Source organism: Lysinibacillus sp. RS10, assembly GCF_041956855.1.
Classification (GTDB): domain Bacteria; phylum Bacillota; class Bacilli; order Bacillales_A; family Planococcaceae; genus Lysinibacillus; species Lysinibacillus xylanilyticus_A.
Genome location: NZ_CP167122.1, coordinates 390,487 through 408,785 on the forward strand (window position 1 = coordinate 390,487; position 18,299 = coordinate 408,785).

At 37.4% G+C, this 18,299-nt stretch carries 14 protein-coding genes and 1 riboswitch; of the genes, 11 read left to right on the forward strand and 3 right to left on the reverse strand.

Annotated features, from left to right (window positions below):
• Window positions 1-21: 21 nt before the first annotated feature.
• The 11 genes from ACB089_RS02095 (at window position 22) to ACB089_RS02145 (ending at window position 15,444) form a co-directional block, all read left to right on the forward strand.
• A complete protein-coding gene (locus tag ACB089_RS02095; RefSeq protein ID WP_374965094.1) occupies window positions 22-1,386 on the forward strand; it encodes an SEL1-like repeat protein in 1,365 nt (454 codons plus the stop codon).
• Between the two features lie 505 nt (window positions 1,387-1,891).
• Window positions 1,892-3,181, forward strand: a complete 1,290-nt coding sequence (locus ACB089_RS02100; protein ID WP_374965096.1) for a protoglobin domain-containing protein — start codon at window positions 1,892-1,894, stop codon at window positions 3,179-3,181.
• 263 nt (window positions 3,182-3,444) lie between these two features.
• The gene (locus ACB089_RS02105) at window positions 3,445-4,833 is read left to right on the forward strand and encodes a protoporphyrinogen oxidase (RefSeq protein WP_374965098.1); all 1,389 of its coding nucleotides are present in this window, start codon (window positions 3,445-3,447) and stop codon (window positions 4,831-4,833) included.
• 127 nt (window positions 4,834-4,960) lie between these two features.
• Window positions 4,961-5,060, forward strand: a riboswitch (SAM riboswitch).
• A gap of 88 nt (window positions 5,061-5,148) precedes the next feature.
• Window positions 5,149-6,996, forward strand: coding sequence for a bifunctional homocysteine S-methyltransferase/methylenetetrahydrofolate reductase (locus tag ACB089_RS02110; protein WP_374965100.1), 1,848 nt, complete (start codon window positions 5,149-5,151; stop codon window positions 6,994-6,996).
• The gene (gene metH / locus ACB089_RS02115; RefSeq protein ID WP_374965101.1) at window positions 6,989-10,420 is read left to right on the forward strand and encodes a methionine synthase; all 3,432 of its coding nucleotides are present in this window, start codon (window positions 6,989-6,991) and stop codon (window positions 10,418-10,420) included. Before ACB089_RS02110 ends, metH begins: the two co-directional genes overlap by 8 nt.
• 176 nt (window positions 10,421-10,596) lie before the next feature.
• Window positions 10,597-11,004: a hypothetical protein gene (locus tag ACB089_RS02120; protein ID WP_374965102.1), complete on the forward strand. Its 408-nt coding sequence runs from the start codon at window positions 10,597-10,599 to the stop codon at window positions 11,002-11,004.
• A 116-nt stretch (window positions 11,005-11,120) separates the two neighbouring features.
• Complete coding sequence (locus ACB089_RS02125) at window positions 11,121-11,621, forward strand: GNAT family N-acetyltransferase (protein ID WP_374967646.1); 501 nt, start codon at window positions 11,121-11,123, stop codon at window positions 11,619-11,621.
• 110 nt (window positions 11,622-11,731) lie between these two features.
• On the forward strand, window positions 11,732-12,763 hold the full coding sequence (locus ACB089_RS02130; RefSeq protein ID WP_374965103.1) for a fatty acid desaturase: 1,032 nt from the start codon (window positions 11,732-11,734) through the stop codon (window positions 12,761-12,763).
• A 294-nt stretch (window positions 12,764-13,057) separates the two neighbouring features.
• On the forward strand, window positions 13,058-14,065 hold the full coding sequence (locus ACB089_RS02135; protein WP_374967647.1) for a sensor histidine kinase: 1,008 nt from the start codon (window positions 13,058-13,060) through the stop codon (window positions 14,063-14,065).
• 16 nt (window positions 14,066-14,081) lie between these two features.
• The gene (locus ACB089_RS02140; RefSeq protein ID WP_368638141.1) at window positions 14,082-14,693 is read left to right on the forward strand and encodes a response regulator; all 612 of its coding nucleotides are present in this window, start codon (window positions 14,082-14,084) and stop codon (window positions 14,691-14,693) included.
• 196 nt (window positions 14,694-14,889) lie between these two features.
• The gene (locus ACB089_RS02145) at window positions 14,890-15,444 is read left to right on the forward strand and encodes a methyltransferase (RefSeq protein ID WP_374965105.1); all 555 of its coding nucleotides are present in this window, start codon (window positions 14,890-14,892) and stop codon (window positions 15,442-15,444) included.
• Between the two features lie 300 nt (window positions 15,445-15,744).
• Here ACB089_RS02145 and ACB089_RS02150 read toward each other — a convergent pair whose 3' ends face one another.
• The 3 genes from ACB089_RS02150 to ACB089_RS02160 all read right to left on the reverse strand — a co-directional run bounded on the left by ACB089_RS02150 (window position 15,745) and on the right by ACB089_RS02160 (window position 18,274).
• The gene (locus ACB089_RS02150; protein ID WP_374965106.1) at window positions 15,745-16,719 is read right to left on the reverse strand and encodes a proline dehydrogenase family protein; all 975 of its coding nucleotides are present in this window, start codon (window positions 16,717-16,719) and stop codon (window positions 15,745-15,747) included.
• Between the two features lie 74 nt (window positions 16,720-16,793).
• Window positions 16,794-17,546, reverse strand: a complete 753-nt coding sequence (gene fetB, locus ACB089_RS02155; RefSeq protein ID WP_068986415.1) for an ABC transporter permease — start codon at window positions 17,544-17,546, stop codon at window positions 16,794-16,796.
• Complete coding sequence (locus tag ACB089_RS02160) at window positions 17,543-18,274, reverse strand: phosphate ABC transporter ATP-binding protein (protein ID WP_374965108.1); 732 nt, start codon at window positions 18,272-18,274, stop codon at window positions 17,543-17,545. Before ACB089_RS02160 ends, fetB begins: the two co-directional genes overlap by 4 nt.
• Between the last annotated feature and the right edge of the window lie 25 nt (window positions 18,275-18,299).

Below are 18,299 nucleotides of genomic sequence, written 5' to 3' on the forward strand. Positions count from 1 at the left end.
GTTAACGGAGGGTCAGCTAAAATGTTTTCTGTAGCGAAAGCAAAGCGACAGCTACAAGTAGGCCAAGGTGAAATTGATACTGTGCAAGGGGGGAAACTAATGTATGGACAATTTTTAGCAAAACAAAATAACGAGCGAATTGAATCCCTGCAAAAGCTCACGCAAACACAAGATACGTGGTTTGCACAAAAGATTAATTTGATAACAGTTGAAGAAGTGAAATTAACAGTCTTGCACAAAATATTGTATCAAGTTGTGCGAGGACTTTTGAAAAAAAATCAACAAAGACATTTACAAATTATACATCCAGAGCAGACACAGTCAGTACAGGAGAATGTGTTAACGCTTTTAGCTGAATATGATGATTTACTGCGTGAAGCCATTCCACTCCCTATTTATATATTCATTTGGCAAATTTCTTCGTTGGAGAAGTTAGCGAATCGCGTTGAAGTTGTTGATGATGTACTTGATGTATTGGAATGGTATTTTATTCACCAAGATGATCAGGTAATGGCGTTTGATGAAGAAGATTTGGATCATGAGATAATTATTGACTTATACAAAGATGCCATTGAGGAACAGGATGCAGATGCTCAATTTCAGCTTGGAGAATATTATAGTTCAATTGACGATACACATTTCCAGCCTGAAAAATCGATAAAGTGGTTTGAGTTAGCGGCAGCACAGGGCAATGCTGACGCACAATATGCACTTGGTAATTTTTATTTTGAAGGTATAGGTGTGCAAGAAAACTATAATCAGGCTTTTATATTGTATGAGGCTGCGGCAAAACAGGGGCATCCAGATGCAGCGAATAACTTAGCGGATATGTACTTTAACGGTGAAGGTGTACAAGAAAATATGGTACTTGCGAAAAAATGGTTCGACTTCGCCGCAAAAAAAGGCGTTGCAGAGGCAATGTTTACGCTCGGAATTATTTTCGAGCAGGGACTAGGCGTTGACATTGATGATGAGCAAGCATTTATCTACTATAAAAAATCTGCTGAAGCAGGCTATATTGAAGCACAATATAGGCTGGGAGGAATCTATTTAGAGGGGCGTTTAGGCCAACCTAGAGATTCGAACAATGGGCTATATTGGTATGAAAGAGCTGCGGAGCGATATCATGTAGACGCTTTTTATGATTTAGGATTTATTTGGAGCAAAGGATTAACAGGTATTCGCAATATAGAAAAGGGAATACATTGGTTTAAACAGGCTGCTCTTCAAGGCGATTCTCAAGCTAAATTACAACTAGGGCATATTTATAATAAAGGGGACGGAATAGCTAGAAATATTCAAGAGGCGATAAAGTGGTATGGACTTGCGGCAGATGCAGGTAATGAGGAGGCAGCTATTTTACTTCAAGAATTAAAAGGAATGTAAAATTTTTGTTAAAAATTAACGGGTATTTCGATTCAATTATTCTGTTTTGGCACTTGGTTAAAAGGTCTTTATTTATGGTTTTATAATAGGTATATATCGTTAGTTTTTACTCATTGTATAAATACTAATATAATGACGAGATAATTTCGACAAACAAAAACAAGAAGAAATAAGCATGAGTAACAAAAGATGATATAAATTGGCTGCCAAATAGTATATTGGTAGCTTTTTATGTTTCTGAGCAATTAGTTCGATGATAAGGACTTTTTATGCAATTTATGTTAAATAAATGAGCATAAGAAATTGACAGCTATTTATAAAATGTATAAGGTATATTGAGTGATTTTGAAACAGCGGTTAATAATTTTGGCTCATTTGGTGTTATTTCGGTATATTAATCTGTTGTATATGATCGAAAATAAGAGCGTGTTTTCTAATATTTTTGTAAACGGAATGGATTTTCCTCAGCCTTGCAAAAGTTCACGTTATGAAAGAAGGAAAATGTGTGATTTTTCAAAAACAGAGAAAGACAACGGCGCTAGATTTGCAACAATACATTGTAAAAATGGATGTACCAAATCACCAGTCAATGGTAAAGCAAATTGAAATGCTAAATTTAACAAAGCAGGATTTACAATATTTAAAAGCCTTTCAACCATTTGTTATGGATAATATTGATGGTATTGTTGACAGGTTTTACTCAATGATTGTAACTGAACGTGACTTAGTAGATATTATTAATAGACATAGTTCTGTAGAAAAATTGAAGGTTACACTACGTCGGCATATTATCGAAATGTTTAATGGGATCATTGATGAAGAGTTTTATCTTAGACGAATTAAAATTGCAAAGGTACATGTACATATAGGTCTAAGAACACAATGGTATATTTGTGCATTTCAAGATTTGACGGTATCATTTATTGATTTAGTTGAGCAGTATATAACTCATCCAAAGGACCAGTTCAGTACAATTCGAGCTATTTCGAAGATTTCTAATTTTGAGCAACAATTGGTTCTAGAAGCATTTGAGAACACTGTTGAGCAGCATAAGGAAACGATGGAACGAAAGAAAGAAGTTGTGGAGAAGAAAATAATAGAATCTTCAGAGGGTCTTGCCACAATATCTCAAGAAACAAATAACTCATTTCAGCGCTTAAGTAAACAATCAGATGAAATTAAACTATTAGCCAAAAAGTCAATTCAAGTGTCGGCGATGGCTGAGAATCAGGCATTAGAAGGTCGGGAACAATTAAAAAGTCAATCACAAAATATGAATAATATTATTCATTCTCTTAATGATATAACGGAAAATACTGAACAGTTGACTGAGATGTCAAAGGAAATGGAATCTATCATGAGTGTTGTCACGAATATTGCGAACCAAACAAATTTGTTAGCTTTAAACGCAGCTATAGAAGCGGCTCGTGCTGGAGAAGCGGGGAAAGGCTTTAGTGTTGTTGCGGATGAGGTTCGAAAATTATCGATTCAAACAAAAGAATCTGTTACTTCTGTAGCGACGTTATTACACAAAACGAATGATCGGATTGATAAACTTGTTCATTCCCTTAGTAATATACAAGAAGAGGTCGAATCTGGGGAAGAAAATATGGTACAAACAGAAGGACAATTTACCAAAATATTAGATTCTATGACTGAAGCTAAAGAACAAAATGATTGTATGGAAAAAGATGTTCTAGCTATAGCAGAAATTCTCAATGAATTAGGTATTGCCTTTGAAGAAGTAACGAGTTCTGCTGAAAAATTAGCGAACGTTGCCCAAAATCTAAACTAATTAATATAAAAAACACTATATCAACTATTAATATATAGAGTCCAATGAGTCTAGGGTATGTTAGATGGGTGTTTTCATAAAGTTTGAAGAAATGACGCAAAAGTATTTTTGATGATCTCTACATAATATATAGTAATGAAAAAAATGGAGCTATCCCAAATGCTGGGTAGCTCCATTTTTGCTAAATTTGTAAAGTGTTTTGCGTAATTTTTAGGTAAAAAAGTTTATACTGAATAAAGAACTAAAAATAGGGGCGGTTTAACATGAAAACAGTTGTTGTATTAGGTGGCGGAATTACAGGATTGTGTACAATGCATTATTTGCAACGTCAAATTCGAGAGAAAAACCTAGATGTAAAGCTTGTGCTCGTTGAAAAAAATACATATCTAGGTGGCAAGCTACACTCAGCGTATGAACAAGGCTTTATCCTGGAAACAGGAGCAGATTCCATTGTTGCACGTCATAAAGGTGTTTTAGAGTTAGTAGAGGAACTTGATTTTAAACAGAATCTTGTTTATAACGAAACTGGTATTTCGTATATTTATACAAATAATGAGTTACATGCTATCCCAACAGACTCGACGTTCGGTATTCCAATGAGCTTATCATCTCTTGAGGAAAGCACACTTGTATCGGAAGAAGGGAAAAAAGCAGCATTAAAGGATTTAACAATGCCAAATGAAGGGTTTACAAAGGAAAGCTCTATTGGGGAATTTTTAACGTATTATTTAGGTGAGGAGCTTGTCCAAAATCAAATAGCACCAGTACTTGCAGGTGTATATTCGGGAGATTTAAATCAACTTTCAATTGCTTCCACTTTACCGTATTTAATCGATTATAAAAATGATTACGGTAGTATTATTAAAGGTTTCGATGCAAACAGAGAGCAATTTGTGAAAGCTGCTAATAAAAAATTTATTTCATTTAAAAATGGTTTATCGTCACTAATTGAACGACTTGAAGAATCTTTAACAGATGTAGAAATTGTGAAAGGAATTGCTACGACTAGTGTTAAAAAGCAGGAGAATCAATATATCGTTACTTTAGCAAACGATAAAATGATTGAAGCAGATCATGTTGTTTTAGCACTTCCTAACGATTCGGTACAAAACTTATTGCAAGATGAATCATTGAACCGCTATTTTGGTCAATTCAATACTGCATCAGCCATTACGATTTATTTAGGATTTGACGTACCCGATCATAGATTACCAGCAGATGGAACAGGCTATATTGTGTCACATAATTCCGATGTTATATGTAATGCAGCAACGTGGACAAGTCGCAAGTGGAAGCACACCTCTGCAGAAGGGAAATTACTTGTACGACTTTTTTATAAGAGCATTAACCCTGCGTATGAGAGATTGCGTATGATGACAGATGAAGAATTAGCAGCTGTAGCCTTAGAGGATGTTAGAAAAAGCTTGGGGATTGAGGAAAAACCAACTGTTGTCGATGTGACAAAATGGATTGATCAAATGCCGAAGTATGACTTGGCACATCGTGAGGCGTTGCAAGGTCTAGTGCAAGAGCTTGAGAACAACTATCCCAATTTATTAATAGCAGGATGCTCTTATTTTGGAGTAGGCATAGGTGCTTGTATTCAAAACGGGAAAAAAATTGGTGAGGAACTTGCTGAAAAACTATTGTAATTGTTTGATAAAAATCAAAATATAATATTTTTTTCGTAGAAAATATCTTTTGTTCAGTGAAATAGTCTTGACTCTATCGTTCGTAAACGATATGATTCTTTTAATTATTTAAAAAATTCATACTACATTCTTATCAAGAGAAGCTGAGGGACTGGCCCTATGAAGCTTCAGCAACCAACTTTTTGTCAGGTGCTAAATCCAGAAGACCAATGTGTCGAAGATGAGAAGGAAAACAATTACGAAACGTTAAAGCCTTCTTTTTTTGAAAGAAGGCTTTTTTTTTATTTTAAAGATAAGGGAAGAGAGGCTAGTTTTATGGGATTGCTTGAAAAGTTAAAAACGAATGTTCTTACAGCAGATGGTGCAATTGGTACGGTTTTGTACGGCTATGGCTTGGAGTACTGCCATGAGGAAATGAATGTTCAGAGACCAGAATTAATTGAAAAGATTCATAGAGAGTATATAGCAGCTGGAGCCGACATTATTCAAACAAACACTTATGGAGCTAATGCCATAAAATTAGCTCGCTATGGATTAGAATCACGTGTGCAGCAGTTTAATGAAGCTGCTATTACGATTGCCAAACGAGCGGCGGCAGATGGTGGACAATTTGTCTTGGGTACTATTGGAGGAATCCGTGGTATTCGAAAGAGTGATGCAACGTTAGAGGAAATTCTAGCAACGGTTGAAGAGCAAACAACTGTTTTACTTGCGGGAAATCCAGATGGTCTTTTGCTTGAAACCTATTATGATTTTGAAGAGCTGACAGCAACTTTAACAATGCTACGAGCTAAAACGAAATTACCGATTATTGCGCAAGTTTCTATGCACGAACCAGGCATTTTGCAAAATGGAATGAGTTTAAACGCCGCTTTACATAAACTTGAAGCGCTAGGTGCTGATATCGTAGGTGTTAACTGTCGCTTAGGCCCGCACCATACTATTCAAGCATTTGAAGGTGTAGAGCTTCCTGAAAAGGCATTTATGTCAGCGTATCCGAATGCATCTCTTCTTGATTTGGAGGATGGCCGTGTCGTTTATGAATCTGAGGCAGATTATTTTGGGCGAGCAGCTGTAGCACTTCGTGATCAGGGAGTGCGTTTAATAGGTGGTTGCTGTGGTACGACACCCAAACATATTGCCGCAGTGAAAAAGTATTTAGAGGCGCTATCTCCAGTTGAGGAAAAGCACGCAAAGCCAGAAAAAATCGCAGTTTTACGTGAGGCAGAGCCGCCAAGTTATGAGCCATTACATGTAAAAGTAAAACGAGAACGCTCAGTTATCGTGGAGTTAGATACTCCTAGACATTTAGAAATTGAAGGCTTTATTGAAGGTGCCGAAAAATTATATAAAGCTGGCGCAGATGTAGTCATGATGGCTGATAATTCACTGGCATCGCCAAGGATTAGTAATATTGCGATGGGTGCCCTATTAAAAGAAGTCCATGGGGTACGCCCATTGACACATATAACATGCCGAGATCGTAATTTAATTGGTCTTCAATCACATTTAATGGGATTAAATGCACTTGGGATTCATGATATTTTAGCGGTTACTGGAGATCCGACAAAGGTAGGTGATTTCCCAGGGGCGACTAGCGTTTATGACGTATCTTCAATGGAACTAATCCAATTAATAAAACAGTTAAATGAAGGTGTATCGTTCTCAGGGAAACCACTTCGTAAAAAGGCGAATTTCTCTGTAGCGGCAGCGTTTAATCCTAATGTACGTGTACTGGATCGTGCTGTGTCTCGATTAGAAAAGAAAATTGAACATGGGGCAGATTATTTTATTTCACAGCCTGTTTATACAAAGGAAAAAATCGTGGAAATTTACGAGGCGACAAAGCATTTAGAAACACCAATATATATAGGTATTATGCCAGTAACAAGCTATAAAAGTGCGGAGTTTTTACATCATGAAGTACCAGGCATCAAACTATCAGATGATGCGTTAACGCGTATGAAGGCTTGTGGTGATGATAAGGAACGCGCAACACTAGAAGGGATTGCAATTGCCAAGGAATTAGTGGAAGTAGCGGCGGAATATTTCAATGGTATTTATCTTATCACACCGTTTCTGCGCTATGATATGACACTTGAATTGATGAAATATATTGAGCAATTGGATGAACAGAAAAAAGGGGTAAGTATAAATGGCTAAGCACTTGATTGAAGAACAACTAGAGAAACGAATATTAATTCTTGATGGCGCAATGGGTACAATGCTACAAAATGAAAATTTATTAGCGGACGATTTTGGCGGCGAGGAATACGATGGCTGTAATGAAAATCTTGTGCTAACTAGACCAGATGTGCTTGAAAAAGTTCATAGAAAATATTTAGAGGCTGGAGCAGATATTATTTGTACAAATACATTTGGTGGAACACCGCTTGTACTAAACGAATATGATCTTGGCGCGAAGGCAGAAGAGATCAATAAACGTGCTGTGGAAATTGCGCGCAAAGTAGTAGATGAGTTTTCAACATCCGATTGGCCACGTTTTGTAGCGGGGGCTATGGGGCCAACTACAAAAACCTTGTCGGTAACAGGTGGTATTACATTTGATGAGTTAGAGGAAAACTTTTATGTTCAGGCCAAGGCATTAATCGAAGCTGGGGCGGACGTTCTATTGCTAGAAACAAGTCAGGATATGTTGAATGTTAAGGCGGGGACTCTAGGAGTATCTCGTGCTTTTGAAGCAACTGGAAAAGAGCTCCCTGTGATGATATCGGGAACAATTGAACCAATGGGCACGACACTTGCCGGTCAAACAATCGATGCTTTCTACATTTCTATTGAGCATATTAAGCCGTTATCAGTTGGCTTAAACTGTGCGACGGGACCAGAGTTTATGACTGACCACATTCGCTCATTAGCAGAGCTTTCAACTGGCTATATTAGCTGTTATCCGAATGCGGGCTTACCTGATGAGGAAGGTTGCTACCATGAGTCGCCTGAATCGTTATCTCAGAAATTAAAAGGTTTTGCAGAAAAGGGTTGGCTGAATATTGTCGGAGGTTGCTGTGGTACAACGCCAGCACATATTGCAGCAATTCGAGAGGTGCTAAGGGACGAAAAGCCTCGCCAATTACCAGTTGCAACGCATGGTCATGTAGTATCAGGTATCGAGCCATTAGTGTACGACGATTCCATGCGTCCATTATTTATTGGGGAACGTACAAATGTAATCGGCTCTAGAAAGTTTAAAAATTTAATTATTGGCGGAAAGTTTGAGGAAGCAGCTGAAATCGCTCGTGCCCAAGTGAAAAATGGAGCACATGTTATTGATATTTGTTTAGCGAATCCTGACCGCGATGAATTAGCTGATATGCAAGGTTTTATGCAAGAGGTTGTAAAAAAAGTAAAAGTACCTCTTGTTATTGACTCGACAGATGAAAAAGTAATAGAAGAAGCACTTAAGTTTTCTCAAGGGAAAGCTATCATCAATTCTATTAACTTAGAAGATGGCGAGGAGCGTTTTGATGCAGTTTTACCGTTAGTGAAAAAATATGGTGCCTCTTTAGTTGTGGGTACAATTGATGAGCAAGGCATGGCGGTTGATCGACACCGCAAGCTAGAGATTGCTGAGCGATCCTATAATTTGTTAACAGAAAAGTGGGGTATTGCGCCTGAGGATATCATCTTTGACCCATTAATGTTCCCTGTAGGTACGGGAGATGAGCAGTATATTGGCTCAGCACTTGAAACAGTTGAAGGGATTCGCCTTATTAAAGAAAAAATGCCACGTACATTAACAGTGCTTGGTGTAAGTAATATTTCATTCGGATTACCACCTGTAGGTCGGGAAGTATTAAATGCTGTGTATTTATATCACTGTACACAGGCTGGTTTAGATTATGCAATTGTTAATACCGAAAAGCTGGAACGTTATGCATCTATTCCTGAGGCGGAAATTAAGCTAGCCAATGAATTACTCTTTAATACAAATGACGAAACATTAGCAATCTTCACGGATTTCTATCGTGATAAAAAGAAGGAAAAAACGGAGGAAGATATTCCGAAAACGGTAGAAGGTCGTTTGGCTTACTATATTTTAGAAGGTACAAAGGAAGGACTTATTGAGGATTTAGATGCTGCTCGTGAAATTTTCGAAATGCCACTAGATATTATTAATGGACCATTAATGAATGGAATGGCTGAGGTTGGTCGCTTATTTAATGATAATCAGCTAATCGTAGCGGAAGTATTGCAATCAGCAGGAGTTATGAAGGCAGCAGTGGCACATTTAGAACAATTTATGGAGAAAAATGAAGAGAGTACTGGTAAGGGGAAAATGGTACTTGCTACTGTAAAAGGTGATGTGCATGATATTGGGAAAAACCTAGTCGATATTATTTTAAGTAATAACGGCTATAAGGTTGTTGATCTGGGCATTAAAGTAACACCTGCCCAATTAATTGAAGCCATTCGTAAGGAAAAGCCAGATTTCATTGGGCTTTCTGGCTTACTTGTAAAATCAGCACAGCAAATGGTTATTACAGCTCAGGACTTCAAGGAAGCGGGTATTGACGTACCGATTTTAGTAGGAGGGGCGGCATTATCTCGTCGCTTTACTGAAACGAAAATCGCCGGCGAATATAATGGACCTGTCATTTATTCAAAGGATGCGATGCAAGGATTAGAGCAGGCGAATCGGTTAATGGGGACAGATACACGAGCTGACTTCTTAGTTGAAATTGAGGAATCACGGAAAAAACGCTTAGAGGCAGACGAAAAAAGAGCGGCTCGTCCTGCAAAAGAAGTAACTGTAAAGCCTGCACGCACGGTAAAAGAAGCTTCTGTCTTTCTTCCGGCTGATTTGCGACGCCATGTAAAGCGAGAATATGCTGTTTCGCATTTATATCCATATGTTAATATGCGGACATTACTTGGACATCACTTAGGTTTAAAGGGGCAAGTTCAGCAATTACTTGATGCTGGAGATGCAAGAGCAACAGAATTAAAAGACTTAGTCGATGATTATTTGCAAGGGGATCTATTGAAGCCATCAGGTATGTATCAGTTTTTCCCTGCGCAAGCAGATGGGGATGATGTAGTCGTTTATGATCCAGCGGATAGTAAAACGGAAATTGAACGATTTACCTTCCCGCGACAGCAGATTGAACCGTTTTTATGTCTCGCGGATTACCTAAAAACAGTCGAAAGTGGTGAAATGGACTATATTGCCTTAATGGTCGTAACGGCAGGACAAGGTGTCATGGCAAAGGCTCGTCAGCTAAAAGAAGAAGGGAAATTCCTCGAAAGCCATGCATTACAATCTACAGCGCTTGAGCTTGCGGAAGGCTTTGCGGAGCGTATGCACCAAGAAATTCGTGACCAGTGGGGCTTCTCAGATGCGACAGATTTTACAATGCGTGATCGTTTTGCGGCAAAATATCAAGGACAGCGCTTCTCATTCGGCTATCCTGCATGTCCGAACCTAGAAGATCAAGAGAAATTGTTCGGTTTATTAAAACCGGAGGACATTGGTGTTCATTTAACGGAAGGCTTTATGATGGAGCCAGAAGCTTCTGTGTCTGCGATTGTCTTTGCACATCCGGATGCTCGATATTTTAATGTGTAAAGTTGAAAAAAGAGGTTCATCACCGAAAGTGGGATGATATTTTGTTTGAAACGTAGGCCATGTGCATAAGTTGATTGGAGTGAAGCTGAACGTCCCAGTCGGAATGGAAATTAACCTTACGTTATGGTGGTGAGCTAAAAAAGTGTTTTAAATGCAGGTGTTTTGTATAGGGGGGAATGGGATTATTATTGAGCGTTAAAAGTATTTTTTGTTACTATTTTGCTAATGTGTGCCCATTATTAACTGATTGTAGCGTAGGGCTACTCGACTCCCGCCCGCAGGAAGCCTTGCTCTGCGCGAAAGCGAAGCGACAGCGACAAATGTTTTATCTGCGCGAAAGCGAAGCGACAGCGACAAATGTTTTATCTGTGCGAGAGCGAAGCGACAGCAACAAATGTTTTATCTGTGCGACAGCGACAAATGTTTTATCTGTGCGAAAGCGAAGTGACAGCAACAAATGTTTTATCTGTGCGAAAGCGAAGCGACAGCGACAAATGTTTTATCTGCGCGAAAGCGAAGCGTCAGCAACAAATGTTTTATCTGTGCGAAGGCGAAGCGACAGCAACAAAGCGAGTAGCCCGTAGCGGAAATCAGAGCCTTCTAATTAATCAGGATGGAAACAACTTCTGTGGAAGAGAAAGGTAGAGTGTTGATTTATAATAGTGCACTTTAAGTCTTTAAATAAAAGGAAGTGAGTATGATGATTCGATTAATGGAAGAGAAAGATTTGCCCGAGGTTTTAGCCATCTACAATGACATTATTTTAACGAGCAAAGCTGTTTATCGATATGAGACACAATCGTTAGAAGAAAAAAAGCAGTGGTTTAAGGAGCAGCAAGCATCTAGCAATCCTCTCCTTATCTTTGATGAAAACGGCATAGTAGCCGGCTTTGCAACATATAGTCAGTTCCGTCCATACCCTGGTTATAAACACACTATGGAGCACTCAGTGTATGTGCATAAAGATCACTATCAAAAGGGTATTGCTACGAAGTTAATGCATGAACTTATTCGAATTGCAGAAGAGCAAGGTGTGAAGACTCTCGTAGCTGGCATTGATGGTGAAAATATGGGCAGCATTAAAGCACATGAAAAATTAGGCTTTGAATATGCAGGGACAATTAAAAATGCGGGCTTTAAATTTGGACAATGGCTAGATCTTGTGTTTTATCAGCTACATTTAACTGGACCAAAAGCATAAAAAGGGTATGACAAATGTCATATCCTTTTTATGATGTTTGCATCTGTTGCTAGTTTACACTCATGTTTTATGATGAGGTCATAAGAAAAAGGAAACGAGGGAGTAAAACGATGGCAACAGATAAAGAAAAAACAAAAAAACTGCGCCAGGATGTAGCACCATTTGCGAAATCTGATACAGCTAAAAGTATTTTTCAAATGGTCAATACGATTGTACCGTTAATCGCTCTATGGGTAGCTGCATATATGTTGGTGGATATTTCACCATGGTTAACAGTTGGTTTAAGTGTAATTTCTGCTGGTTTTGTCGTAAGAACATTTATTATTTTCCATGATTGTACACACGGTTCATTTTTCAAAAGTAAAAAAGCAAACGACTGGGTTGGTTTTGTAACTGGAGTGTTAACATCATTCCCATATGAAAAATGGAAGCGTGAGCATACAATTCACCACGCAACTAGCTCGAACTTAGACAAGCGTGGTATTGGTGATATTGATATGATGACAGTGGAAGAGTTTTTACAAGCATCTAAAGGACAACGTTTATGGTATCGTTTTTACCGTAATCCATTCGTAATGTTTGGCTTAGGACCACTGTTTATGGTGTTAATTTTAAACCGTCGTAATCGTAATGACGCTAAACAGAAAGAACGTTTTAACACTTATTTAACAAATATAGTCATTACGGGAATTTGTGTTGCGTTAATTTACTTTATGGGATGGCAAGCATTCGTATTAGTGCATGTTGTAACGTTGTATGTTGCTGCTTCTCTTGGCATTTGGTTATTTTTCATCCAACATACGTATGAAGATTCTTATTTTGAGCATGAATCAGAGTGGGATTATGTAAAGGCTGCTGTTGAAGGTAGCTCGTATTATAAATTACCGAAGCTATTACAATGGATGACAGGCAATATTGGTTTCCACCATGTACATCATTTAGCTCCACGTGTGCCGAACTATAATCTTGAACAAGCGCATAATGAAATACCGCCATTACACACTGCAACGACTATTACATTACGTAAAAGCTTAGAATCATTACGCTTCAAGTTATATGATGAAGATCAAGGCAAGTTTGTATCCTTTAAAGACGTTAATGAAATAATCAAACGAAAAGCAAGAGGTAGTCTTGCTGCTTAGTAAAAATTTTTTTCAGCCATCTCTTCTAAGGGATGGCTGTTTTACATAAATGAGTTTTCTATTGCAATATGGCTCATACACTGATAACCATGTACAGGCATAAAATTAATTTTCTTGTTATAATGAGGGAAAAGTAGGAAAGAGCGTGAGATTATGATGAGGAAATGGCATAGTATTATTCCGAATAGTCCGATGCTCAGTATATATTTATGGATTATTTTCTGTTTTCTACCGTTTTTCTTCATTTTTAGAAAATCATCTTATATTGACATATCAATAGGGATTACATTTTTAATGCTCTATTTTATCTTCTATCGGTTTTCCATGAATTCGAAAAGCGGTCTAGTTTATATGTGGATTAGTTTTGAGATGGTCATTAATATCGTTATGACTATATTGTATGGTTATGTGTATTTATCAATTTTTACAGCTTTCTTTATAGGAAATATTCGTAGACCGGTTGGCTTCTATATTATATATGGATTACATATTGGCTTTACGGTTATTTCGACAGGTATTGGCTTCTTTGTTGAGCTGCAATTATTTTTATCACAACTACCATTTGTTGTTTTAACGATTTTAGTAGTGGTGCTTATGCCACTAACGATTTATTCAAAAAATAAACGTGAAAATTTAGAGGGTCAGCTTGAGACTGCTAATGAACGAATAGCTGAGTTAATTGTTTTTGAGGAAAGACAACGTATTGCTCGTGACTTACATGATACGCTCGGTCAAAAATTATCGATGATAGGCTTGAAAAGTGACTTAGCTTCAAGATTAATTGAACGCGATCCACAGCAGGCTCTAACAGAGATTAAGGATATTCGTCAAACGGCGAGTATCGCATTAAAAGAGGTACGTGAATTAGTATCAGATATGCGAACAGCTAGGTTTGAGGATGAGCTTATGCGTATTTCTCAAATGTTAAAGGCGGCCGAAATGGAATTCGTATTTGATGGAGATAAAGATAAACTGCAAGTTCCACCACTTGTAGAAAATGTATTATCCATGTGCTTAAAAGAGGCAGTTAATAATGTCGTTAAGCATAGTGGTGCTACAAAATGCGAAATAGCCTTCCATCAAAATTTTAAGGAAGTATATTTAGTAGTTCGTGATAATGGACATGGCATCACAAAAAAACAAGCTTGGAAAACAGGAAACGGATTGAAGGGAATGCGTGAACGCTTAGAGTTTATTAACGGTTCCTTTAAAATCGAAAGTACAGAGGGCACTACATTAACGGTGTCGATTCCAGTGGCGATTACGCATCAGAAGGTCAAAGAAAATCTGAAGAACATATAGAAAAGAGGATTGTGACATGATACGAATTGTAATTGCTGAAGATCAGGGTATGCTATTAGGCGCACTTCGTTCTTTACTTAGTATGGAAGATGATATGGAGGTCGTCGGCTTAGCAAAAAATGGTGAGGAGGCATTGGCGCTTGTAGAAGAGCATCAGCCTGATATTTGTATTATGGATATTGAAATGCCATTGAAAACAGGACTGGATGCTGCCGAGGAGCTGCATTCCTCTGGTTCCGATTGTAAAGTAATTATATTAACGACATTTGCAAGGCCGGGTTATTTTGAGCGTGCAAGAAAGGCTAGCGTTCGAGGCTACCTGTTAAAGGATAGTCCAATAGAAGAATTGGTCAGTGGTATTCGCACGATTATGGATGGCAAAAGAATTTATGCGCCTGAACTGGTTGATTTTGTCTACGAGGATGATAGTGAAAATCCTTTAACTGAACGTGAGAGTCAGGTGCTGACACTTGTTGCAGAGGGAAAAACGACAAAAGAAATTGCAGCAGAATTATTTTTATCAGCAGGGACTGTTCGTAATTACATCTCCACTATTTTAGAAAAATTAAATGTTGGGAATCGTATTGAAGCCATTGCCCGCTTTAAAGAAAAAGGTTGGAATAAATAAGTAGCTTAAGAACCTATCGTGAATACCCTTATACCTAAGAAAATATATGGATTAAAAATAGTCAAAAGGCATTGAATCATTTTAAATTCAGTGCCTTTTGTCATTTAAAAAATATATTAGGATATTGTATTTTTAGACTACTAATGATAATATTTAGAAAACTATAAATATTTTAATAAGAAGGATGGAAATGATCATGGGAAAAATTATGAAAATTACTTCAACAGCATTATTAGCAACAACATTTGCCGTGACTAGCGCATATCCTTCAGCCGTTTTTGCTGCAAGCGATGATATGGTTGATCCAGTAGTTGAGACAGAGACATCTATCCCATTACAAAATAGTATGGACAAAGCTGTTCAGGCAGCATTAGTCGGCCCTGAAATTAAAAAACTAAATGTACTAGGTCATGAATTTAATGTGAAACCAGCTGCTATTACGAAAAAAAATGAACTAACAGTAGTAGATGGTCAGATCTCCCATCATTTAAGTTGGCGTCCAGATGATCAGCTGTACTACCATATTGAAAAAGAAAACGGAGAAGTAAAAAAAGTGGAGATCAAAATTGATCGAGGTGGATGGACAAGTTTATCAGCGCCATTTATTGCTGCATTAGCAGAAAAAAATGATATCCCGATTACGCTAGAAATGATACAAGAACTTGGGCAAAAATTAGGAAGCTATATTGATGGTAAATGGGAGTACGCAGCAGAAACAATTGTTTCAACTATTGCTTTACATGTTGAATAAAGAGAAACTTCAATCAGTGGGGGTTCTTCATCTCCGCTGATGATCACTCTTCACTAATCGGGCAGTTAACTTCCAGCCTACATTCATTGCTTTTACAGAATTTTGAGGAGGGAGTCTTACTGCTCTAAACTGAACGCAGTGGGGAAAGAGGCTTGATAATTGCCTATGTAAATATTAGAGCAACTTTAGTTAGAGGAACAAATTGTAACAAGTTATTTTCGCCGTATAGCCCTTTTAAATAGCCAAAACTAAAGCCAGAAGCTTATTCGATTAAGCTTCTGGCTTCTTTATATATAAACCTTATTTCTTACGTTTTGTTAAACGTCCAAGAACGAATGCACCTGCTGCTACAGCAAGGACTGTGTTCGTTTTTTTCGTAAATACTTGCTTTGTCACAAGATTAATGTTTTGAGGACGCTCTGCTAAACGGCGCATAAAGTAGCCATACCAATCTTCACCGAATGGTACATATACACAGAAGTTATAGCCTTCTGTAGCAAGCTCTTTTTGCATATCTGTACGGAAGCCGTAAAGCATTTGGAACTCGAATTTATCGAGCGGAATATTATTGTCTGCTACAAATCGTTTTACGTGAGCAATCACATTATGGTCATGTGTTGCGATGGACGTAAATTTACCGTTTAGTAAATGATATTCGATTAACTCAATGAAGTTTAAATCGATATCTAATTTATCTTGGAAAGCAACTTCTACAGGTTCTTTATAAGCACCTTTTACGATACGTAGACGATAGTTTTTGAATTTTTCGATATCGTCTTTTGCACGGTAAAAGTAAGATTGGATAACAGTACCCACATTATTAAAAGTTTTGGATAGCTCTTCAACCATATCAAAGGAAGTTTGTAAACGACCGTAGTCTTCCATATCAAAGTTAACAAATATATCATATGCTGCTGCTTTTTCTACAATCTCATATAAATTGTCGTAGCAAAAATCAACATCAATATCTAAGCCTAATTGAGAGGGCTTTAACGAAATATGTGCGTTAACACTGTTTTCATGAATAGCTTCAATAACAGCAAGGATTTGTTCTTTAGCTTTCGTTGCTTCTTCTTCAGTTGAAACAAATTCCCCTAAATTATCTACTGTGCAAGAGATATTATGTGCATTAAGTTCTTTGATGCTTGCAATTGTTTCTTCAATATTTGTACCAGCTACTACATTTTGTGCTCCTAATTTTAGACCGTATTTTTTGGCAGAACTATTTAATAGTTGGTTTTCAGATAAGTGGATGAAAAAATCGCGTAATAACATGGTCATTCTCCTCACTGCATTTTCTTCTTAGTATAACATAATTTAGAAAATATATATTGATTTCACTATAACAATTATTTCATTTCAAGTAGTTGCATGCGTTCATTAAAAAGTGCAGGATAGCTTAAAAAACCTATCATTATGCTCGATAATGTCGCAGTTGTTAGAAGGGCAAAAATGATTAGGAGTTGAAATTGCACTGCTTGAATAGGGTCTGCACCACCAATTATTTGGCCGCTCATCATACCTGGCAATTGTACGAGACCAATCGTTTTTTGGCTTTCGATTGTAGGGATCATACTTGCTTTTACCGCATTAATTAGCTGTCGATGAATTGCTTGTTTTGGTGTGCCTCCAAGGGATAAAATTAACTCAATTTCATTTTGGTGACTTGTAATTTCTGCTGTAAAACGATTTAAAAATAAAATAGATAATACCATTGAGTTGCCAATCATCATACCACTAATTGGAATAATATATTGTGCAGTTGCTGGAACAATATTAAAGCCAAGCAATACACCTTGTGTAACAAATTCTATTACAATAAGAGTTAGTGCTATTTTCCAAGTAATGCCTTTAATACCCTTTCCTTTTTTGCGTGCATTTAATGTTGCCACTACGATCATTAATGCAACCATAAGAAAAATATACATATAGCTTTGGGCATCAAAAACAAATTTTAAAATATAGCCTACTGCAAGCAGTTGAATAATGGAACGTATTGTTGCAAGGATTGTATCTTTTTCAAGTCCAAGCTTTAACGTTTTGGACAGTAACAGTGGGATAAAAACAAAAATTAATGTTAGGGAAAGCGATATATAGGTCATGCATTTACCCCCTGTACAAATTCTGCGACACGTGGATCTGTAGGGGCGTTTAGTAAGGAGCTTCTACCTGTTTCAATTAGCTCGCCATCCATCATGACCCAAGTATAGTGCCCGATTGTTAATGCTTGCTGTAAATTATGCGTTATCCAAATCATTGTGACATTGTATTTTTTATTGATAGAAGCAATAAGTGTCTCAATTTCCTGCACGGATTGACGGTCTAATGCAGATGTGATTTCGTCTAACAATAAAATAGAAGATTGATTAATAAGTGTTCTGGCAATAGAGACCTTTTGCCGTTGTCCGCCTGATAACCCATTTGTAGGACGTTGTAAAAAGCTCTGATCTAATCCAACATCTTGTAAATATTGAATGGCTTCTTGCTTTGTCAGTTTTTTTCCTTGTAACGAACGAGGAAGTGCAAGATTTTCAAACACTGTGCCCGCTATCATGGGTGCTGCTTGAAGAGCGATGCCTACATGTTTTCTTAAAGTAGTTGGTTCGTATGTAGAAATAGATTGATTATCAATTAATATTTGACCATCTGTTGGCGTTAATAGACCATTACACAATTTGAGCAGAGTTGTTTTACCAGCACCTGAAGGACCAACTAAAGTTGTGATTTTGCCTTTAGGGAATGACCCCGTAATCGCTTTTAATATCGTTTTGTTATTAGCTGAAAAGCTGACCTGTTGAAGGTGAATAGCAGGCTCGTATAACGTATTCATATAGTTGAACTCCTTTATAATAGTA

Coding starts and splice junctions, on each gene's coding strand:
- ACB089_RS02150 (WP_374965106.1), bottom strand. CDS start 16,719: ATGTTATTACGCGATTTTTTCATCCACTTATCTGAAAACCAACTATTA.
- metH (WP_374965101.1), top strand. CDS start 6,989: ATGGCTAAGCACTTGATTGAAGAACAACTAGAGAAACGAATATTAATT.
- ACB089_RS02130 (WP_374965103.1), top strand. CDS start 11,732: ATGGCAACAGATAAAGAAAAAACAAAAAAACTGCGCCAGGATGTAGCA.
- ACB089_RS02110 (WP_374965100.1), top strand. CDS start 5,149: ATGGGATTGCTTGAAAAGTTAAAAACGAATGTTCTTACAGCAGATGGT.
- ACB089_RS02125 (WP_374967646.1), top strand. CDS start 11,121: ATGATTCGATTAATGGAAGAGAAAGATTTGCCCGAGGTTTTAGCCATC.
- ACB089_RS02145 (WP_374965105.1), top strand. CDS start 14,890: ATGGGAAAAATTATGAAAATTACTTCAACAGCATTATTAGCAACAACA.
- ACB089_RS02120 (WP_374965102.1), top strand. CDS start 10,597: ATGGGATTATTATTGAGCGTTAAAAGTATTTTTTGTTACTATTTTGCT.
- ACB089_RS02140 (WP_368638141.1), top strand. CDS start 14,082: ATGATACGAATTGTAATTGCTGAAGATCAGGGTATGCTATTAGGCGCA.
- ACB089_RS02135 (WP_374967647.1), top strand. CDS start 13,058: ATGCTCTATTTTATCTTCTATCGGTTTTCCATGAATTCGAAAAGCGGT.
- ACB089_RS02105 (WP_374965098.1), top strand. CDS start 3,445: ATGAAAACAGTTGTTGTATTAGGTGGCGGAATTACAGGATTGTGTACA.
- fetB (WP_068986415.1), bottom strand. CDS start 17,546: ATGACCTATATATCGCTTTCCCTAACATTAATTTTTGTTTTTATCCCA.
- ACB089_RS02160 (WP_374965108.1), bottom strand. CDS start 18,274: ATGAATACGTTATACGAGCCTGCTATTCACCTTCAACAGGTCAGCTTT.
- ACB089_RS02095 (WP_374965094.1), top strand. CDS start 22: ATGTTTTCTGTAGCGAAAGCAAAGCGACAGCTACAAGTAGGCCAAGGT.